The organism is Polyangium sorediatum, assembly GCF_029946465.1.
GTDB classification, from domain to species: domain Bacteria; phylum Myxococcota_A; class Polyangia; order Polyangiales; family Polyangiaceae; genus Polyangium; species Polyangium fumosum.
Genome location: NZ_JARZHI010000006.1, coordinates 329,644 through 348,049, shown reverse-complemented (window position 1 = coordinate 348,049; position 18,406 = coordinate 329,644). Strand labels below are relative to the sequence as shown.

The window sequence follows — 18,406 nt, the reverse complement described above, 5'->3', positions numbered from 1 at the left end:
GCCCGCCGCCCGCCCCGGCCCCCGTGGCCCCCGGCGCGCGCGCCCCGATGGCCGCGCCCGCGGCCGCGCCCAAGCAACCCACGCCGCCTCCCACGGGCGCGAAGCCCGCGCCCGGCGGCAAGAAGACCGAAGGCGCCTCCGAGCCGCAGCAGCCGCAGGAGAAGCCCGCGACGCCGCTGCTCATCTACACGGGCCGCGTCGGCATGGAGGTCGCGGAGTCCACGGTCATCCCCGGGACGATCGACAAGGTCATCGACATGGCCGAGTCCTTCGGCGGCTACCTCGCGTCGCGCTCGGACGCGGGCGTCGTGATCCGCGTGCCCTCGCGGCATTTCCGCGACGCGCTCAACGCGCTGGAGAAGCTCGGCGAGGTCAAGCGCCGCAGCGTGAGCGCGGAGGACGTGTCCGAAGAGTTCCACGACCTCGAGGTGCGCCTGCAGAACCTGAAGAGCGTGCAGAAGCGCCTGCAGGAGTTCCTCGCGAAGGCGGCGAACGTGAACGACGCGCTGCAGGTCGAGCGCGAGCTCGAGCGCGTGGGCCGCGAGATCGATCAGATCGAAGGCCGCATGCGCTTCCTCCGCGCCCGCGCGACGTTCTCCACGATCACCGTCGACGTCTCGGCCAAGCCCAAGCAGCAGCAGGTCGTGGCGCAAGGCACGCCGCCGCCGCCACCGCCGCCGCGCACGATCGACCTGCCCATCGACTGGCTCTCGAGGGTCGGCCTCGAGACGCTGATGACCCTTCGCTGAGGCAAGGAGGCAAGGACCATGAAACGCAACGCCTCGATGCTCCTCTTGTGCCTCGCCGCCTCCCTCGTCGGGATCGGCTGTGGCCCCGGCTTCAAGCTGAACACGCCCGATGGCTTCGTCGAACTCGAAGACCAGGAGGAGTACGCCTTCCGCGCGACCACGGCCCAAGGCGTCGTGATGAGCGTGCGCGTCGAGCCGAACCGGCCGAAGGGCAACCTCTCCTTCTGGACCGACGCGATCGACCTGAAGCTCCGCAACATCGGCTACACGGCGGAAGCCTCGCGCGAGGTCAAGACGAAGAGCGGCGCGACCGGCAAGCAGCTCCGCTACACGCGCACGGTCTTCGACCGGCCCCACATCTTCTGGCTCACGGTCTTCGTCACCGACGCCGACGTGTTCGTCCTGGAGACCGGCGGCGACGCGCGCGAGTTCGACAAAGCGAAGGACGAAGTGAGCAAGGCGATCGAGGGATTCGTCCCGGGCTAATGCGCTAGGATGCGCCCGGCCATGCCGGGCAGCCCGATCGAGGTCTACCGCCTCACCCGCAAGAAACACGATCAGATCTGGAACACGTACGTGATGCGCCCGCTCGCGGCCGTGTTCGTCGCCGCGATCCACCGCACGCCCCTCACGCCGAACCAGATCACGATCCTGAGCCTCTTCGTCGCGGTGACGGGCTCCGCGCTCTTCGTCGCGCTCCCCTCCTACCGCGGCGGCCTTTTGGCCGTGCTCGTCCTCGAGCTCGCCTACCTCTTCGACTGCGCGGACGGCATGCTCGCGCGCTACAAGAAGCTCGCCTCCCCCACGGGCCACCTCTTCGACTTCTTCGTCGACGAGATCAAGGCCGTGCTGCTCGTCGCCGTGATCGGCGTCCACCTCCACAGAAAAGGAGGGCTCGGGATCGATGGCGCCGCGTGGCCCGCGAACGGCCCGGGGTTCCTCTATGCAGCGGTGGCCGGCGCGGTGATCGTGGCCTCGGGCATCTCGCTGACGAACTTCGTCCGCAGGCCCGAGCTCACGGGGAAAGATACGCCGACGGAGGCGCATTACGAGACCGTGGGCGAGAAGAAGCCGCAGTCGATCGTGGGTCGCGTCGCGTCCCTCGTCATGACGTTCCTGCGCTTCCTCAACCACTACCCGAGCCACCTCTGGATCTTCGCGCTCGCAGATCGGCTCGACGCCTTCTTCTGGATGTACCTCGCGCTGAACGCGCTCTACCTCGCCCGCGGCTGGCTCGGGCTCATCGTCCGGTTCGGACGCGCGTAGTCCAAGGGCATCAAGGCTGCGGCGGCGAAAGCGGCAACTCGACCACGAACTCTGCGCCGCGGCCGGGCTCGCTGAGCGCGCGGATCGTGCCGCCGTGGGCCTCGCAGATCTGGCGCGCGATGTACAAGCCGAGCCCGAGGCCTCCGTGGGCGCTCGACGTCGCGCCGCGCTCGAAGCGATCGAAGAGCCGCGCGAGATCCTTGGGGGCGATGCCCTTGCCCTCGTCCCGCACCGAGAGACGCGCGCCGCCCTCCGTGACCTCGACCTGCACGTGGATCGGGGCGGGGGCTGCGTAGCGCAGCGCATTCGCGAGGAGGTTCGTCAGCACTTGCTCGATGCGCATCGCGTCGGCGCGGATCCGGCGGGCGCAGCTCACGCGCAGGTGCACCTCGCTGCCCACGCGCCGCGCTTCCTCGGCGAAGCGATCCACGAGCTCGGTACAAAGCGCGCAGAGATCGATCTCTCCGAGCTCGAGGACGAGCTTCCCCGCGGCGATCCGCGAGACGTCGAGCAGGCCGTCGACGAGGCGCTTCAAGCGCGCGAGCTGCTTTTGCGTGCCTTCGGCACGCGCGGTACACGCGCTGTGGGTCCACCCGCTCTGCAAGCCGCGCGCGAGCAGATCGACCGAGAGGCACGCGGTCGTGAGCGGCGTCCGCAGCTCGTGCGAGGCGATCGAGAGGAACTCGTCGCGCGCCCGGAGCGCGGCCTGGGCCTCCTGGTAGAGGCGCGCGTTGTCCAGCGAGATGCCCACGCGATCGGCGAGCGCGACCGCCAGCGTGAGATCGTGGCTCTGGTAGAGAGGTCCTCCGCTGCCGCGCCCGAGGCTGATGCTGCCGAGGACACGCCCGCGGGCGCGCACGGGCACGGCCATCGCCGTCGCCGTTCCGATGCGGCGCACGAGGTCCTTGTGGTCCGCGTCCACGCAGACGCGGTCGAGCAGGGCATCATCGACCACGGAGTTCAAGATCGGCTCCTGCGTGCGCGCGGGCTCCAGGCCTGGCTGCTTGCTCCCCGGGGAATACCGCCCCACCGATTCGACGAGCATGGGAGCTCGCGACGGATCCACGTGGGCCACCGCGAAGCGTCGCATCTGCCCGTCGTCCTCCAGCAGGAACATCACGCACCAGTCGGCGAGGAACGGGAGGGCGAGGCGCGGGACGAGGCCGACGAGCTCGTCGAAGTCGAGCGAGCCCGCGAGGCGCTCGGCGGCCTCGCCGAGGAAACGTTGCGCCGCCTCGGCGCGCTCGAGCTCCCGGTAGAGGCGCGTATTGTCGAGGTCCCCGGCCAGGCGCTGCGCGAACCGCTCGGCGAAAGCGCGGTCGTCTTCGTCGAAGGCGCGCGCTGTCACGTCGCGCAGAAACACGAGCGTGCCGAGCTGCTGAGCACGCCCGCGCAGCGAGACGAGCAGGAGCGCGTGGGGCCCGAGCGCGGCGAGCTCCTCGGCAGCCTTCGCGTCCGTCGAGAACGAGGCGAGCGTCGCGGGGTCGATCTCGTTCAGCACGAGCGGCTGCCCTGCTTCGAGCACGGCGCGGGACGAGCCCGAGAAGCGCTCGACGAGGTTCGAGGTCTCGACGAGCCGCCGCCAGCGCTCTTCCCGCGCAGCATCCACGTGCGCGACGACGGCGCGGGGCGCGCCGCTCGCCAGCTCGACGAGGAACATGCATCCGTCGCCGCCGACGGGCAGCGCCAGGCGCGCGGCCGCGGGGAGCGGATCTTCGCCGGCGGGCGCGAGCGGCGCGGTCGTCTGCGCGAGGACGCGCTGCCGCTCGTCGGCGCGGCGGATCCGCTCTTCGAGCAGCTTTCGCTCGGTGATGTCCTCGGAGATGCCGAGCAAAAAACGCGGCTGCCCCGCGTGGTCGACGATGGGGATCTTCTTCGTGTGCAGGACGCGCAGGCCGTGCCGCGTCTGGATCGGCTCCTCGGTGATGTCGACGAGGCGTTTGCCCGAGAGCACTTCGCGGTCCTTGGCCACGAAGAACATCGCCTGTTCTCGGGGGAACAGGTCGTCGTCGTTTTTGCCGAGGATGGCGTCGCGGTGCAGCCCGAGGAGGTCTTCGCCTGCTTTGTTGAAGAGGACGAAGCGGAGCTCGGCCGCGTCCTTGACGAAGACCATGTGGGGGAGGTTCTCGACGATCGAGTCGAGGAACGAAGCTGTGCTCTCGAGCGGCGCCGCGCTGTCGGTAACGAGTCGACCGGGCTCTCCGTCTGCCTTCGCCACTTCCCCTCTCGATTTTCATAGGGTGGGCTTGTGGGCGGTGCAACTCGACGAAAGGAGCAAGGCGGAAGAGTCGAGCGACGAGGAGGCGCGAGGCGCTGCGGAAAACTGGACATCAGCGCCCTGGCATGCGCTAACGGGCCTCACGTCATGCGACGCCCCTGCTACGCGCTGCTCGTCCTCGCGGCGGTGAGCCTCGGCGGCTGCCGCGAGAAACCGGGATCGGCTCCTGGCCTCCTCGCCGACGCTCCGTCCGAAGCCGGTGCTGCCACGACCCCGAAAACCGACACGGACGGCACGCCCTCCGCGGACGCGGCGGACGCGGAAGCGCCTCCCCCCGAACCGAGCGGGCCCTTGCTCGTCGATCTCGCGGGCATCGCGCACCTGCCGCCCCCGATCCCGGAGAGCGCGCCGCGGCTCGCGAGCATCGCGATGCGCACCGACGTCGTGGCGAAGCCGGATCCGAAGGCGGCGCGCGTCGGCTTCCTTCGCGCCGGCGCGATCGTCGAGATGGATCCCGAGGTCGCGGGGACGGCCGGCTGCAAGGACGGATGGCGCAAGATCAAGCCGTACGGCTACGTCTGCGTGGGCCCCGACGCCACGCTCGATCTGAACCACCCGATCGTGAAGGCCGCGACGCGGCGCCCCGACATCACGCAGAAGCTCCCCTACATGTACGGCATCGTGACGCGCGGCGGCCCGGTCTACGCGCGCATCCCCACGGCCGAGGATCTGAAGGCGCACGAGCCTGGGCTGAAGAAGCACATCGCGAAGTGGGAGAAGGACAAGGAGAGCGGCGCGACGTACGGGCTCGACGTGTGGATGAAGTGGAAGTCTTCGCCCTCTCCGCCCGCGCTCGACGCGATGGAGCAGAAGCTCACGGACGAGGACATCCCGTTCTTCCTGAAGGACGGCGGCCGCGTGCCGAACCTGTCGGGTCTTTTGAAGTCGAACGATCTCGTGAAGATCGGCCAGGTCGATCGTCGCAACGGGGTGGCCTTCGTGGAGACGTTCCTGCACGAGGGACGGCGCTACAACCTATCGACGGATCTGCGGGTGATGCCCGCCGATCGGTTCCGTCCGATCCGCGGCAGCGACTTCCACGGCTACGAGATCGGCAAGGACGTCGACTTCCCGTTCGCGCTCGTGCGCAGGCCCGGGGCCAAGCGCTGGGTGTGGGACGAAGGGAAGAACAAGCTCGTCGCGAACGGGGAGGTCCCGTACCGCGCGGCGGTGAATCTGACGGGCAAGCAGAAGTTCGTGGGCGGCGTCTTGCACTACGAGATGAAGGACGGCGGCTGGATCGACGACCGTCACGCGGGTCGCGTCGATCCGGCGAAGAAGATGCCGGCGTGGGGGAAGAACGGCGAGAAGTGGCTCGACATCAACATCACGAAGCAGGTGCTCGTCGCCTACGAGGGGACGAAGGCGGTGTTCGCGACGGTGGTGTCGAGCGGGGAGAGCGGGCTCGAGGATCCGGAGACGAGCAAGTCGACGAAGCGAGGGATCTTCCGGATCCATACGAAACACGTGAGCGTGACGATGGACTCGGACGCGGTGGGCGAGGAGTTCGAGCTCCGCGACGTGCCGTACGTGCAGTACTTCCAGGACGGCTACGCGCTGCACGGCGCCTACTGGCACGACCGCTTCGGCCAGCCGAAGAGCCACGGCTGCGTGAACCTCGCGCCGGAGGACGCGCGAAGGTTGTTCCACTGGACGGAGCCCCAAGTGCCGCACGGCTGGCACGGAGCCGCGCGGAGCCTGACGGGGACGGTGGTGTTCATTCATCCGTGAGGGGCTCGGAGCGAGCGGGCGCCGTGGGCGGTTTCCGCCGCCGTGCCATCTGGCGCGGCGTTTGGTAAGCTCTTCTCCGTGAGGCAGCCGCGGTCCGTGGATCGAGCAGGCGAAGGGCGCTCCGACTCCGAGAGAGTGGCGTTCGTGTTCGGGTCCCTCGACCTGGAGATCGTCGAAGCGGCGGGCGAGGTCGATCGCTCGTTGATCCAGCTCGCGCTCGGCCGCTCGTTGCGGGAGCGGCTGCGCGCAGGCGCTTCGCTCGCGCGCTTGGCAGCGAGGTTCCGTGCAGCACCCCAAGGTCGTTGACTCCGAGGCGTTCCTCGCGGAGCTGACGGCCGCGGGCGTGGAGTTCATCGTCGTCGGTGGAGCGGCCTCACACCATGTGATGACGGACGGCGACCTCACCCTCCGCGTGCTGGACCTGCCCAAGCTCATCGACGTGAAGTCGAAGACGGGTCGAGCGAAGGATCGCGCCGTTCTTCCCGTGCTGCTTGCGACGCTGGACGAGAGCTCGAAGATGCAGCCTTGAGCGAAGCGTCGTGCGTGACCGAGGGGGTGGACGCGTGTCGACACCCGCCGGTCATCGTTGCGCGTGGGGGTCGACCGCGTGGCGACACCCGCGGGTCAACGTGACGCGTGGGGGGTGGATGCGTGGCGACACCCGCTGGTCAACGTGACGCGTGGGGGTCGACCGCGTGGCGACACCCGCCGGTCATCGTTGCGCGTGGGGGTCGCCGCGTGTCGACACCCGCCGGTCATCGTTGCGCGTGGGGGTCGACCGCGTGGCGACACCCGCGGGTCAACGTGACGCGTGAGGGTCGCCGCGTTCCAACCCCCTCGGTCGTCGGTTCCCTGCGTTCTCACCCCACGAGCGAGCTCTCGATCTCGATCTTCCCCGTCAGCATCTTGTGCACCGGGCACTTGTTCGCGATGTCGAGCAGCCGCGCGCGTTGCTCCTCCGTCAGGTCTCCCACGAGCCGGATCGACCTCCGCGCGAGGAACGAGCCATCCCGTTTCTCGCCGGTGACCTCCACCTCCACCGACGCGAGCGGCCACGCTTTGCGGTCCGCGTAGACCTTGATCGTCATCGACGTGCACGCGCCGAGGCCGGCGAGCACGAACTCGAACGGATCGGGTCCGCGATCGTCGCCGCCCACCTCCGGCAGCTCGTCGCCCGTGAGCTCGTGGGGTCCCACGTGGATCGATTGCCCGAACTTCCCCTCGGCCGTCTTCACCGTGACGTTTCGCATGCCCTCTCGTATCGCAGAATCCCGCTTCGCAAGAAAGTCGCGGCGCGCGCGTGACGCTTTACGCGACGGCGGGGCTGTCCGACGTTAGGGGCTCGCCATGGTCCCGCTCGCTCCTACAGGCTGGCTCCTCGCGCAGACCGAGTCCGGCCGCCGCTTCGCGCAGAGCCTCACCGAACAGCTCCACGCCACGCTGCACGGCGACGCGCACGTGCCCCGCAAAGGTGGCGCGCTGCTCGTCGGCAACCACGCCTTCATGGGCATCGACGCCTTCGCCCTCGCCGCGCTCCTGCTCCTCCAGACGGGCAGGCTCCCGCGCTTCCTCGCAGAGCGAAACCTCTTCCGCATCCCCGGCCTCCGCGAGGTGCTCCGCAGCATGGGCGCGATCCCAGGCACGCCCGACGACGCCGCCTTTCTCCTCGAAGCCGGCGAGATCGTCGTCGTGTATCCGGGCGGCGTCGACGACTCGTTCAAGCTCTCGAGCGACGCGTACACGCTGCGCTGGCAAGGGCGCGCCGGCTTCGCACGCGTGGCCATGCGCGCGCGTGTCCCGCTCGTGCCCTTCGCCGCCACGGGCGTCGACGAGCTCTACCGCCTCGATCGACGCGAGCACTTCCTCGGTCGCTGGATCGGCGGCTCGTCGCGGTACGACATCCCGCTGCCGAGTGGCCTGCGCCCGCGCCGCGTGCCGCTCGATTACTACCTGCTCCCGCCCATCGACACGTCAGGCGATCCGCGGAGCGAAGGCGACGTCGAGCGCGTCCGGCGCGCCACCGAGGAGGCGATCCGCAGCGTGCTCGATCCCTACCGCGCAGAGCTCACGTCGTCCGCGCGTTGATCGTCCGCGTCCCCGAGGAACGCCGCACGGGTGGCTTCGGTCTACGCTCAGGGCTCCGGGTCGCCAGCGGCGCCCTTCGCCCCGAACCCCGCAGCAGCGCGCAGCACGCGAAAGATCGGCAGGTCCGACCAGTGCGGGCGTGGTTCGCCGATCGGCACGTCGACCACGAGCGTGTCGCCCTCGTCGTGGTGCACGACGCCGCCGGCCTCGTCGAGGATCCGCCGCATCGGCGTGTTCGAGACGAGCACCGCCGAGCGGAAGATCGAGATGCCGCGCTCGCGCGCCGCGCGCGTGAGCGCATCGAGCAAGACACGGCCGAGGCCCTTGCCCTGGTACGCGTCGATCACCGTCACCGCCGCCTCGGCGATGTGCGGCGCGTCGGGGAGGCGCAAGAACCGCGCGACGCCGACGCCCTCTTCTTCCTTCAAGTCGTGCGAGTCCGTCATCGCGACGATCGCCACGTGATCCTTGCCGTCGACCTCCGTCAGGTACCGCGCCATCGACGGACTCAAGAACGGCACGTCGGAGAGGAAGCGGCGATAACGCGACTCGCGCGAGAGTTTTCCGAACGCACGCACGAGCGCGTCACGATCCTCCGCGCGAATGCATCGCAGCCGTACGACGCGACCGTCCGCGAGCTCCCGCGTCTCGTGATACTCCCGGTCGTAACGCACGCCCTCAGCATACAGCGCCGTCGTCCGTGCCGAACGACGCTTCCACCTTCGTGTCGCGCGTGGTTGCCGACGGCCGAGCGCGCCCTACCCTGGGCGATCATGCATCGCTTCAAATCCCCTTTGAGTTCGCACGATTCCGCTCGCCGTCTTGGACACCTCGCGTGGCTCCTGCTCGCCCTGTCTGGCTGTTCCGGATGTGGCGCGGCGAAGAGCCCCGCCGAAGGCGATACGCGGTCGACCTCCGTCGTCGAGCCCGGTCTCATGCCTTCGGAAGAGAACGGCGCGTCGTCATGTGGTCGCGAGACCAACGTGCACGGCACGGGCTACGACGCCGCGGCGCGCGCGTGCCTCTGGGACGCATGGCTGAACGGGAGCACCGCAGGGCTCATGATCACGATGCACACCGTCGAGGGCGATCCGATCTCGTACCTGATGCGCGTGCGCCCCGGTCCCATCGTCGACGTGACCGAGGACAGCCGCGACCGCTTCGGATCCCCAGGCGTGACACGCACGACGTGCAAGACGCTGGAGAAGCGCGCAGGCTCGGGCGACCGCTTCGGCTTCGTGCTGCGCGGATGCGACGGACGCGCCTCCGAGATCGTGATTCCCTGACGGCGCGTGGGGCGCGCCACGTACACACGAGCGCGCGCGAAATGATAGGGTGCGCCCCATGCAGCTCGCGGTGATTGGTACGGGTTACGTCGGCCTCGTGGCCGGCGCCGGATTCGCAGATTTCGGCAACGACGTCGCATGCGTCGACGTCGACGAGGGCAAAATCGCGCGCCTCTTGCGCGGCGAGGTGCCCATCTACGAGCCGGGCCTCGACACGCTCATCGCGAAGAACACGAAGGCCGGACGCCTGTCGTTCTCGACGGACGTGGCAGGCGCCATCCGCAACGCCGAGGTCGTGTTCATCGCCGTCGGCACGCCCTCCGCAGCCGACGGATCCGCAGATCTCTCCGCCGTCTACGCCGTCGCCGAGACCATCGGCAAGAACATGAACGGCTTCAAGGTCGTCGCCACGAAGAGCACCGTACCCGTCGGCACAGCCGATCAGGTCGAGGCGATCATCGCCCGCCACACGACCCACCCCTTCGGCGTCGCCTCGAACCCCGAGTTCCTCAAGGAAGGCGACGCGATCAACGATTTCATGAAGCCCGACCGCGTGGTCATCGGCTCGAACAACACGCGCGCGCTCGAGGTGCTGCGGAGCCTCTACGATCCCTTCGTACGCACGAGCGATCGCATCCACGCGATGGGCGCGCGCTCGGCCGAGCTGACGAAGTACGCCTCGAACGCGCTGCTCGCGACGCGCATCTCGTTCATGAACGATCTCGCCCTGCTCGCAGAGAAGCTCGGCGCCGACATCGATCGCGTGCGCAAAGCCGTGGGCGCCGACCCGCGCATCGGACCCAAGTTCCTCTTCCCCGGCCCAGGCTTCGGCGGCTCGTGTTTCCCGAAGGACATCTCCGCGCTGATCCACACCGCGCGCGCGATGGGCCACGACCTCGAAGTCGTGCGCGCCGTCGAGGAAGTGAACAAGCGGCAAAAGCACGTGCTCGGCTCGAAGGTGAAGCAACACTTCGACGGCGCACTCGCCGGGCGCGTCGTGGGCGTCTGGGGTCTCGCCTTCAAGCCACAAACAGACGACATCCGCGAGTCACCCGCGCTCACGTTGATCGAGGACCTGCTCGAAGCAGGCGCGACGGTGCGCGCGCACGACCCACAAGCCATCGAGAACGTCCGCCCGCTCTTCGGCGATCGCGTGACCTTCGTGGACACGATGTACACCGCAGCCGAAGGCGCCGACGCCCTCGCACTCGTCACCGAGTGGCACGAATACCGTCGCCCCGATTTCCACCGCATCAAGCGGCTCATGCGCACGCCGTCCCTCTTCGACGGTCGCAACATCTGGGACCCCGAAGATCTGCGCGCCCTCGGCTTCTGGTACACCGGCATCGGCCGCGGGTGACGCAGAGCTGGGGCTTTGCCCCAGACCCCAGCAGGGGCTGTCCGCCCCTGCACCCGGACCAGCCAGGGGCTGGACCCAGGCTCGATGAACTGCGCGATGCGCAGTTCATCGAACAGGCCCGGTCAAGACCAGCAACGACCTTGCCCACCAAGACAGCCGCGTTGCGGGTTCGGCTGGCACCCCGGCTTCTTCGTCGGCCCGTTTGAAAAACTGCGCGGAGCGCAGTTTTTCAAACCTCGGTCCAGGCTGTGCCTGGTCCGGGGTCGAGGGGGCGGACAGCCCCCCGCGGGGTCCGGGGCAGCGCCCCGGCGCGACGGCTACTTGCCACCGCCGAAGCTTGGACCGCCGATGTAGACGCCGCCGCCGCCTCCGCTGCTTCCGCCGCAGTCGCTGAAGACGATGATCAGGACGAACAGGACGATGACGCCGATGATGAGCATCGTGCCGCATCCGCTGGTTGCGCAGCCGCTGCCGCCTTCGCCGGAGGCGAGCAGGGAGCCTGCGGGGGGCTTGATGCCGAAGGCTGCGCCGATGTCGCCGGACGAGAGGCGCTCGCAGAACGAGTAGGTCACCTCTTTCGGCGTCTGCTCGACGCTGACCTTGCCGCCGGGGCCTTCGTATTCTGTTGCCTGGACGGCTTCGCCGATCTCGACCTTCCAGTAGAACTCGCCGACCACGTATTCGGTCTCGGCGCGGACGCTCTGCTTCCAGTTGTAGTGCTGGCTGCGGAACATCGCGGCGCCGCCGGAGACGCTGACTTCGCCGGGTGGGATGGGCGTGACGAGCCACCACGCGCCGTCCTCCTCCATCAGCCACAGGTAGCCGACACGCGGGCCTGCATAGAGCAGGTACTCGCGCCATCGGTAGCGCTCGCCTTCCACCGTGCAGCCGCGGATCGTGAAGCCGATGCAGATGACGCGGTTGCCGCGCAGGTTGCCTTCGGCGCCGAGCGGGATGAAGGGCTCGATCGGCGGCTTCGGCGCGGGGCCGAGCGCGCGCAACGCGCCCTGGTTGAGATCGCTCGCCATGCCGCAGTACCGGCAGACGATACGCTCGGTTTGTCCCGGGGTGACGATCGGCAGGTTGCCGCCGCAGTTCGGGCACGCGACGCTCGTGACTTCGGCCTTTGCGGCTTCGACCGGCGCGCCCGAGTCGAGCACCATCACCGCGGGATCGATCTGCCGGCCGAGGTAGAGCTTCGGCGGGATGCGACCGTCGCCGTAGTCGATCGTCCCGAAGGCGCCGTTGGGCGCGGCGATGTCTGCGTAGCCTGTGGGCACGCCGGGCGATGCGACGGCGGGCATCTCGCCTTCGCCTGAGATCACGCGACGCTGCCCGACCTCGGCGACGGTCCAGACGCCGTAGGTGCCGAGGCTGATTTGCTGGCCTGCGCGGAGCGCGTGGATCGGCGGGAGCTCCGGCGGGAGTGGCACCTCGCTCGTCGAGTACCAGCGCCCTTGCGCGCTCGCGACCCAGCACCACTTCCCGCTCATCGGGAACGTGATGAAAAACTCCTGCCATGGCGCGCCGGGCGCGCTCGCGCGATCGAGCTGCACGCGGCCGTCGACCGCGAACGGCTCGCCGCCGCTCCAGCGGCCTGTCCCGCCGAGCTGCAGGGGCGACGGGATGTCGACGAGGTCTGCCATCCGGCCGACGGCGACGAGGTTCCGGTCCGTGCGTGCAACGACGAAATTGCAATGCTTGCAGACCTGCGCAGCGGCGCCGGCGAAGCGGAACGTGATGGGCGCCCCGCACGACGGACACGCCGCCTGGCGGTCGAACGGGCTAGTCACGCCTCGGATGGTAGCCCATTTTCGTCGCGGGCGTGCTCTCTCGTCGGACGGCTTCCGACGTGGGCGTCTCGGATCGGGCTCACCGGCCGCGCCGACCCGGTGCTAGGAAGGCGCGGCATGCCGCAGCCGCAGTTGCCGCGCCGCTGGGTCCACCCTGCGCTCCTCGCCATGGTGGCCGTGATCGCGACCTCCGGGCTCGTCTACGAGCTCGTGACGGGCACGCTGGCGAGCTACGTGCTGGGCGACTCGGTCACCCAGTTCAGCCTGGTGATCGGCCTGTACTTGTTCGCGATGGGCATCGGCTCATACCTGTCGAAGTTCCTCGAGGATCGCCTCCTCGAGCGCTTCGTCGAGATCGAGCTTTGCCTCGCCCTCGCGGGGGGCCTCTCGGCGCCGCTGCTCTTCAAGGTCTACACGGCAGCCGCGGCGTTTCGCTTCGCGCTCTACGGCGTCGTGGTGCTCGTCGGCACGCTCGTGGGCCTGGAGATCCCGCTGCTCATCCGGCTGCTCCAGTTCTCGGTCGACCTGAAGGAGCTCGTCGCGCGCGTCCTCACGCTCGACTACGTGGGCGCGTTGATCGCGAGCCTGCTCTTCCCGTCGCTGCTGCTGCCGAAGCTCGGCGTGCACCAGACGAGCCTCTTCTTCGGCCTCCTGAACGCGGCCGTGGCGATGCTCGCGACGTTCCTCTTCCCGCTCGATCGCGCCGTCACGATCCGCTTGCGCGCGCAGTGCTTGCTCATCTTCGGCGTGCTCGCCGCGGTGTTCGGGTTCGTCACGCGGTTCGTCGATCGCGCCGAGACCGTCTATTTCGGCGCGCCGATCCTCTACACGGCGCAGTCGCCCTACCAGCGCGTGGTGATCACGCGCTCTCCGCGCACGACGCGCCTCTTCCTCAACGGCAACCTCCAGTTCTCCTCGGACGACGAGCAGCGCTACCACGAGGTCCTCGTCCACCCCGCCGTTGCCGCGCTCGGCCGGGATCCGCGCAGCGTGCTCGTGCTCGGCGGCGGGGATGGGCTCGCAGCGCGCGAGCTGCTTCGTTACCCCTCGATCGAGCGCATCGTGCTCATCGACCTCGACGCCGTGGTCACGGACGCGTTCCGCACGCTGCCCGTCGCGCTGGAGTTGAACGGCGGAGCCTTGAACGATCCACGCGTCACCGTGCGCAACGAGGACGCGTACAAGTTCCTCGAGGACTCACGCGATTCGTTCGACCTCGCGATCGTCGACTTCCCCGATCCCTCGAACTACGCCGTCGGCAAGCTCTACACCGACGCGTTCTACCACCTCCTGCGCGAGCGCCTCTCCTTTCGCGGCGTCGCCGTCGTGCAGGCGACCTCGCCGCAGTACGCGCGTGAGTCGTTCTGGACCATCGTGCAGACGCTCGAAAGCGCGGGCTGGAAGACGGCGCCGCTCCACGTGTACGTGCCGAGCTTCGGCGACTGGGGCTTCGTGTTGGCGGGCGGCGAAGAGCTCGCGGCGCCGGGCGCGCTCCGCATCGAACCCACGAAGCTCCGGTGGCTCGAGTCCTCGGGGCTGCCCGAGCTCTTCCGCTTCCCGCGCGACATCGGCCGCGTGGAGGCGCCCGTGAACCGGCTGAACGATCAGAAGCTCGTGGCGACCTACGCGCGCGAGTGGGGCGTCTTCACGCGCTGATGGACCGACGGGCCTTCCTCACAACGGTCGCGGCGGGCTGGATGGTCGACACCATCCTCCCCGGAAAGGCGCCGCTCGCAGGTCGCATCATCGGCGCCTCGCACGGCGTGGGTCACCTCGTGCGCGACGGCGGTGCGCCCACGCCGAGCGGGCCGCCGGATCGTGCGGATGTCGTCATCGTCGGCGCGGGCATCGCCGGCCTCTCCGCGGCGTGGAGGCTCGCGCCTGCGGGGCTCGACGTGCGTGTGCTCGAGCTCGAGCAGTTCCTCGGTGGCACGAGCACGTGGGGCGACGACGGCGCCGCGCCGCATCCGTGGGGCGCGCACTACCTCGCCGCGCCGAACCCCGAGGCGCGCGCCGCGCTGCGCCTGCTCGAACAGATGGGCGTGGTGAAGGGATGGGACGCGGCGGGTCGCCCGCGCTTCGATCCACGCGTGCTCTGCCACGCGCCGCAAGAGCGGATCTTCTACCGCGGCGCGTGGCATCCGGGGCTCGTGCCGCAGGACGAGCTCGACGCGCACGATCGTGCCGAGATGGAGCGCTTCTCCCGCTTCGAGGATGAGCTCACCGAGCGCGTCGGCGCCGACGGCAAGCCCGTCTTCCAGATCCCGCTCGCGTTCTCGTCGCGGGATCCGGACACGCTCGCGCTCGATCGGATCAGCATGCGCGCGTGGCTCGATCGCGAGGGCTACACCTCGCCGTTCTTGCGCTGGTACGTGCGCTACGCGTGCCTCGACGACTTCGGCGCCGAGCCCGAGGAGGTCTCGGCCTGGGCCGCGCTGCACTACTTCGCGGGGCGCAAGCTGAAGACACCCGAGCTCGACGGCAGCCACTTCCTCGTGTGGCCCGAGGGCAATGGAAAGCTCGTCCAAGCGCTCTCCGAACGTGCACGCGCGACGGTCACGCACGGCGCGCTCGTGACGGGCCTCGACACGATCGAAGGCGGTCGTGTCGAAGTGCGCTGGCTCGACGTGCGGGATCGCGCTCCGCGGCGCACGCACGCGCGGGCTGTCGTCGTCGCGGCGCCCGCGTTCGTCACCCGTCGACTCTTCCCTTCGGCTGCGGCGCGCTTGCCCACGCGCACGAGCTCACCGTGGGTCGTCGCGAACATGCACGTCGAGCGCCCGATCGATCCCGACATGGCGTGGGACTCCGTCCTCTACGATGCGGCGGGCCTCGGCTACGTCGACGCGCGCCATCAGCTCACGGAGCTCTCCGCGCGCACGGTGCTCACGTACTACCGCGCGTACGGCGGGCCCGACGTCGTGGGCGCTCGAAAAGGCCTCGTCGTCGCGCCGTGGGAGCAGATCGCGAACGACGTGCTGCTTGATCTCGCACCTGCGCATCCGGAGCTGCGTGAGCAGATCACACGCATGGACGTGTGCGTGTGGGGTCACGCGATGCCGCGTCCGCGCCCTGGATTTCTCGGCGAACAGCCCTTCGAACCGCTCGTCTTGCTCGACGAGCGCGTGGCCTGGGCGCACGCGGATCAGCCTGGCATGGCGCTCTTCGAAGAGTCGCAGGCGTCCGGTGTTCGAGCGGCCGAGGCCGTCGCGCCTGCGCTCGGGATCGCGCTCGGCTCGACCTGGTTGTGAAATCCAGGAAAATCGTAGCCACAAGCACATAACCGACACCTGTTCCCCGCAAATTCGGGGTTCTGGTGGGCTTGCTTGCCTTCCGGGGGGGGCGTGGGGGTGGGTCTGCGCGGGAAAGGTGACGGGATCTGCTCACCGACCTTGCACGGCCCCCCCCCTACGCGTCTACTGTTCGGCCATGCGAACCCGGTTCGCCGGGATGACCGATGTCGGCCTGATGCGGGAGCACAACGAGGACAACCTCCTCGTGATGCCCGAGTACCATGTCGTCGCCGTTGCCGACGGAATGGGCGGGCATCGCTCTGGCGATGTAGCAAGCCGGCTGGCTGTCTCCACCCTCTCAGACTTCTTCTCGGTCACCGTCGGTCGCGACGGTACATGGCCATTTCCTGCCGATCCGAACCTGACGGAGGAGGAGAACTACGTCGTCACGGGCCTGCGACTGGCCAACCGTCGCATCTTCGACCGTTCGCTCAAGACCATGGCGGACTTCGGGATGGGCACGACGATCGTGACGGCGATGTTCGACAAGAACGCGACGCGCGTAACCGTGGGTCACGTCGGCGACAGCCGTTGTTACCGCATCCGAGGCGAGAAGATCACACAGCTCACCCGTGATCACTCGCTCGTCAGCGACGCCCTGCACATGGCGCCGTGGATGACCGAGGAGGAGATCAAGCGGCTGCCGCCGAACGTGATCACCCGCGCGCTCGGCATCCGCGAGGACGTGCTCGTCGATCTGCTCACCGAGGAGACAGCCGCAGGGGACATCTACCTGCTCTGCTCCGACGGGCTCTCGGGTCTCGTGAAGGACCCGGAGATCTGCGACATCGTCACGAAGGCCCCGTCGCTCGACGAGGCGTGCCGCGTGCTCATCGAGCGCGCGAATTTCCACGGCGGACTCGACAACATCACGGTCGTGCTCGCGCGCGTGGAGCCCGAGCAGCAGGGCTGATCGACCCTCACCTCAGTCCCGCCCCTCTCCTCAGTCCCGCCCTCTCCCCAACCCCTCTCCCGCAAGCGGGAGAGGGGCTTTGCATTTCAGCGGTGCTTGCAGCGGTCGCAGCGCGAGACGCTCGTGCCCTAGAGCAAGAACTGATCGCCGATCTTCATCACTTCGAGGCTCACGCCTTCGAGCGCGGCGCACTCGCGCTCCACCTCGGCCTGGAACACCGGCTTGATGTGGTAGAGCAGCGTCGGCAAATCCTGCGGGCGGCGTAGCTTCTTCAGATCGGCGCGCAGCGTCTGCGGCGTGTGATGACCACTCACCGTGGCGAGCCGCTGCTCCCGGTTCGGAAAGCTCACCTCCATCAAGAGCGCGCGCAGGTTCGGCTGCTCGTCGAGCACCTGCCACAGCCGATCCGTGGGGCCCGTGTCGCCGCTGTACGCGATGGCGCCGCCCGGCGTCTCGATCACGAACGCGGCCGACTCGATCGTGTGACTCACCATGATCGCGCGGACATTGCAGCCCGCGAGCGGCGCCGGGGTCTCCGGCGAGAGCTCGAGGTAGCGGATCGTCGGGTTGTCCGGCGTCGGGATCGTCGCGAAGTCAGGCCAGAGCTCGTTGTTGAAGAAGTGCTGCCGCAGGATGCGGATCGTCTCGCGCGTGCCCGCGACGATGAGCGGAGGCGCGCCCATCTGACAGCGGTTGTCCGCGAGCGTCGCGAGGTCGCGGATGTGATCGAGGTGCGCGTGACTGACGAGGCACCCTTCGAGCTTGAGCTGCCCCTCGACTTCGAGGCCGCTCGTGAGGGATCCCGCGTCGATCGCCAGACGCTCGTCGAGGATGAAGGCGCTCGTGCGGTGCTTCGGAGTCTCGCCGCCGTGGCAACCGATGACGCGGAGATCCACGTCGCTCAGCCTTCCCCGCCGAACTTCTGCGGCATCTCGAGAAACTCGACGAAGTCCTGGAGCCTGCCGACGTCGGCGACGACGATGCCCCCCGGGACCTCACTGGCGAGGCGCAACCTGCGCAGCCGCTGCATCACGTCGGAGGCCGCGACCGCGTCCACGCCGACGTCACGCGCGAGATCCTCCGCCCGCGTGCGGATCAGGATCCCTTCGGCCGTCTTCTCGCCGAAGGCCTCCGCGTTCCGCGCCAGCGCGAGCATGATCCGGGCCTTCGGATCGCGGTGCATCAGCACCTCGATCAACGCGTCGGCCGAGTCGAGCCGCTTCGCGAGCTTCTTGATCAGCCGCATCGCGATCTCGGCGTTGACCGCGACCATCTTCTCGAGCGTCCTCGCCTCGACCAGCAGACACCGCGTCGTCTCGACGACCGTCGCCGTCGCGCTGCGCGGCTTGCCGTTCAGGATCGCCAGCTCGCCGAGGAACTCGCCTGGACCGAGCATCGCGATCACGCGCTCCTCGCCCGCGATCATCTTCGTGATGCGGACGGAGCCGGTCTGGATCACGTACATCACATCGCCGGGATCGCCCTCGCGGCACAGTATGTCCCCGGCCGAGAACTCGCGGCCAAACCGGGCGAAGAGCGGGTCCGACATCGTGGGGGGAGTTTACCGCCATACGGCAGGCCGGGTCAAAAACCGGAGGCCTGGACGCCGTGGTCTTCGAAAAACGAAAGCCCCGGACGCAGCAGGCGCCCGA

Annotated in this window: 18 protein-coding genes; 12 read left to right on the top strand and 6 right to left on the bottom strand. The window is 68.8% G+C overall.

The features are described from left to right. From QHF89_RS10750 to QHF89_RS10740, 3 genes are all read left to right on the top strand, one after another. Positions 1-749 (top strand): DUF4349 domain-containing protein (locus tag QHF89_RS10750; RefSeq protein ID WP_284720346.1); only part of this gene is annotated, 749 nt, incomplete at its 5' end. An 18-nt stretch (positions 750-767) separates the two neighbouring features. Then, the gene (locus tag QHF89_RS10745) at positions 768-1,235 is read left to right on the top strand and encodes a hypothetical protein (protein WP_136965516.1); all 468 of its coding nucleotides are present in this window, start codon (positions 768-770) and stop codon (positions 1,233-1,235) included. A gap of 21 nt (positions 1,236-1,256) precedes the next feature. Further along, a complete protein-coding gene (locus tag QHF89_RS10740) occupies positions 1,257-2,015 on the top strand; it encodes a CDP-alcohol phosphatidyltransferase family protein (protein ID WP_136965517.1) in 759 nt (252 codons plus the stop codon). 10 nt (positions 2,016-2,025) lie between these two features. Here the strand turns inward: QHF89_RS10740 and QHF89_RS10735 are convergent, their stop codons facing one another. Beyond that, a complete protein-coding gene (locus QHF89_RS10735; protein ID WP_136965518.1) occupies positions 2,026-4,233 on the bottom strand; it encodes a PAS domain-containing sensor histidine kinase in 2,208 nt (735 codons plus the stop codon). 147 nt (positions 4,234-4,380) lie between these two features. On the opposite strand from QHF89_RS10735, the gene QHF89_RS10730 reads away from it, so the two are divergent. From QHF89_RS10730 to QHF89_RS10720, 3 genes are all read left to right on the top strand, one after another. Further along, on the top strand, positions 4,381-6,024 hold the full coding sequence (locus QHF89_RS10730; RefSeq protein WP_136965519.1) for a L,D-transpeptidase: 1,644 nt from the start codon (positions 4,381-4,383) through the stop codon (positions 6,022-6,024). A 144-nt stretch (positions 6,025-6,168) separates the two neighbouring features. Beyond that, positions 6,169-6,330 (top strand): hypothetical protein, encoded by a 162-nt coding sequence (locus QHF89_RS10725; protein WP_284720345.1) that lies wholly within the window; start codon positions 6,169-6,171, stop codon positions 6,328-6,330. Then, on the top strand, positions 6,308-6,553 hold the full coding sequence (locus QHF89_RS10720) for a hypothetical protein (RefSeq protein WP_136965520.1): 246 nt from the start codon (positions 6,308-6,310) through the stop codon (positions 6,551-6,553). Before QHF89_RS10725 ends, QHF89_RS10720 begins: the two co-directional genes overlap by 23 nt. A gap of 331 nt (positions 6,554-6,884) precedes the next feature. Here QHF89_RS10720 and QHF89_RS10715 read toward each other — a convergent pair whose 3' ends face one another. Then, the gene (locus QHF89_RS10715; protein WP_136965521.1) at positions 6,885-7,274 is read right to left on the bottom strand and encodes an OsmC family protein; all 390 of its coding nucleotides are present in this window, start codon (positions 7,272-7,274) and stop codon (positions 6,885-6,887) included. Between the two features lie 97 nt (positions 7,275-7,371). Between QHF89_RS10715 and QHF89_RS10710 the strand changes: the two genes are divergently transcribed. Beyond that, positions 7,372-8,109: a lysophospholipid acyltransferase family protein gene (locus QHF89_RS10710; RefSeq protein ID WP_136965522.1), complete on the top strand. Its 738-nt coding sequence runs from the start codon at positions 7,372-7,374 to the stop codon at positions 8,107-8,109. Positions 8,110-8,156: 47 nt separating this feature from the next. Here QHF89_RS10710 and QHF89_RS10705 read toward each other — a convergent pair whose 3' ends face one another. Next, on the bottom strand, positions 8,157-8,783 hold the full coding sequence (locus QHF89_RS10705; protein ID WP_136965523.1) for a GNAT family N-acetyltransferase: 627 nt from the start codon (positions 8,781-8,783) through the stop codon (positions 8,157-8,159). 261 nt (positions 8,784-9,044) lie between these two features. On the opposite strand from QHF89_RS10705, the gene QHF89_RS10700 reads away from it, so the two are divergent. Further along, positions 9,045-9,395, top strand: coding sequence for a hypothetical protein (locus tag QHF89_RS10700; protein WP_136965524.1), 351 nt, complete (start codon positions 9,045-9,047; stop codon positions 9,393-9,395). A gap of 58 nt (positions 9,396-9,453) precedes the next feature. Further along, entirely contained in the window at positions 9,454-10,755 is a 1,302-nt protein-coding gene (locus QHF89_RS10695; protein ID WP_136965525.1) for a UDP-glucose dehydrogenase family protein, read from the top strand. Positions 10,756-11,072: 317 nt separating this feature from the next. Here QHF89_RS10695 and QHF89_RS10690 read toward each other — a convergent pair whose 3' ends face one another. Continuing rightward, entirely contained in the window at positions 11,073-12,548 is a 1,476-nt protein-coding gene (locus tag QHF89_RS10690) for a DUF4178 domain-containing protein (RefSeq protein WP_136965526.1), read from the bottom strand. Positions 12,549-12,665: 117 nt separating this feature from the next. On the opposite strand from QHF89_RS10690, the gene QHF89_RS10685 reads away from it, so the two are divergent. The 3 genes from QHF89_RS10685 to QHF89_RS10675 all read left to right on the top strand — a co-directional run bounded on the left by QHF89_RS10685 (position 12,666) and on the right by QHF89_RS10675 (position 16,754). Continuing rightward, positions 12,666-14,204, top strand: coding sequence for a polyamine aminopropyltransferase (locus QHF89_RS10685; RefSeq protein ID WP_136965527.1), 1,539 nt, complete (start codon positions 12,666-12,668; stop codon positions 14,202-14,204). Next, positions 14,204-15,799: an FAD-dependent oxidoreductase gene (locus QHF89_RS10680; RefSeq protein WP_136965528.1), complete on the top strand. Its 1,596-nt coding sequence runs from the start codon at positions 14,204-14,206 to the stop codon at positions 15,797-15,799. Before QHF89_RS10685 ends, QHF89_RS10680 begins: the two co-directional genes overlap by 1 nt. 178 nt (positions 15,800-15,977) lie before the next feature. Beyond that, a complete protein-coding gene (locus QHF89_RS10675; RefSeq protein ID WP_136931397.1) occupies positions 15,978-16,754 on the top strand; it encodes a PP2C family protein-serine/threonine phosphatase in 777 nt (258 codons plus the stop codon). A gap of 128 nt (positions 16,755-16,882) precedes the next feature. On the opposite strand, the gene QHF89_RS10670 is transcribed toward QHF89_RS10675, so the two are convergent. Both QHF89_RS10670 and QHF89_RS10665 read right to left on the bottom strand, forming a co-directional pair. After that, the gene (locus QHF89_RS10670) at positions 16,883-17,650 is read right to left on the bottom strand and encodes an MBL fold metallo-hydrolase (protein ID WP_136931398.1); all 768 of its coding nucleotides are present in this window, start codon (positions 17,648-17,650) and stop codon (positions 16,883-16,885) included. Positions 17,651-17,655: 5 nt separating this feature from the next. After that, positions 17,656-18,303 (bottom strand): Crp/Fnr family transcriptional regulator, encoded by a 648-nt coding sequence (locus tag QHF89_RS10665; protein WP_136965529.1) that lies wholly within the window; start codon positions 18,301-18,303, stop codon positions 17,656-17,658. Positions 18,304-18,406: the final 103 nt, after the last annotated feature.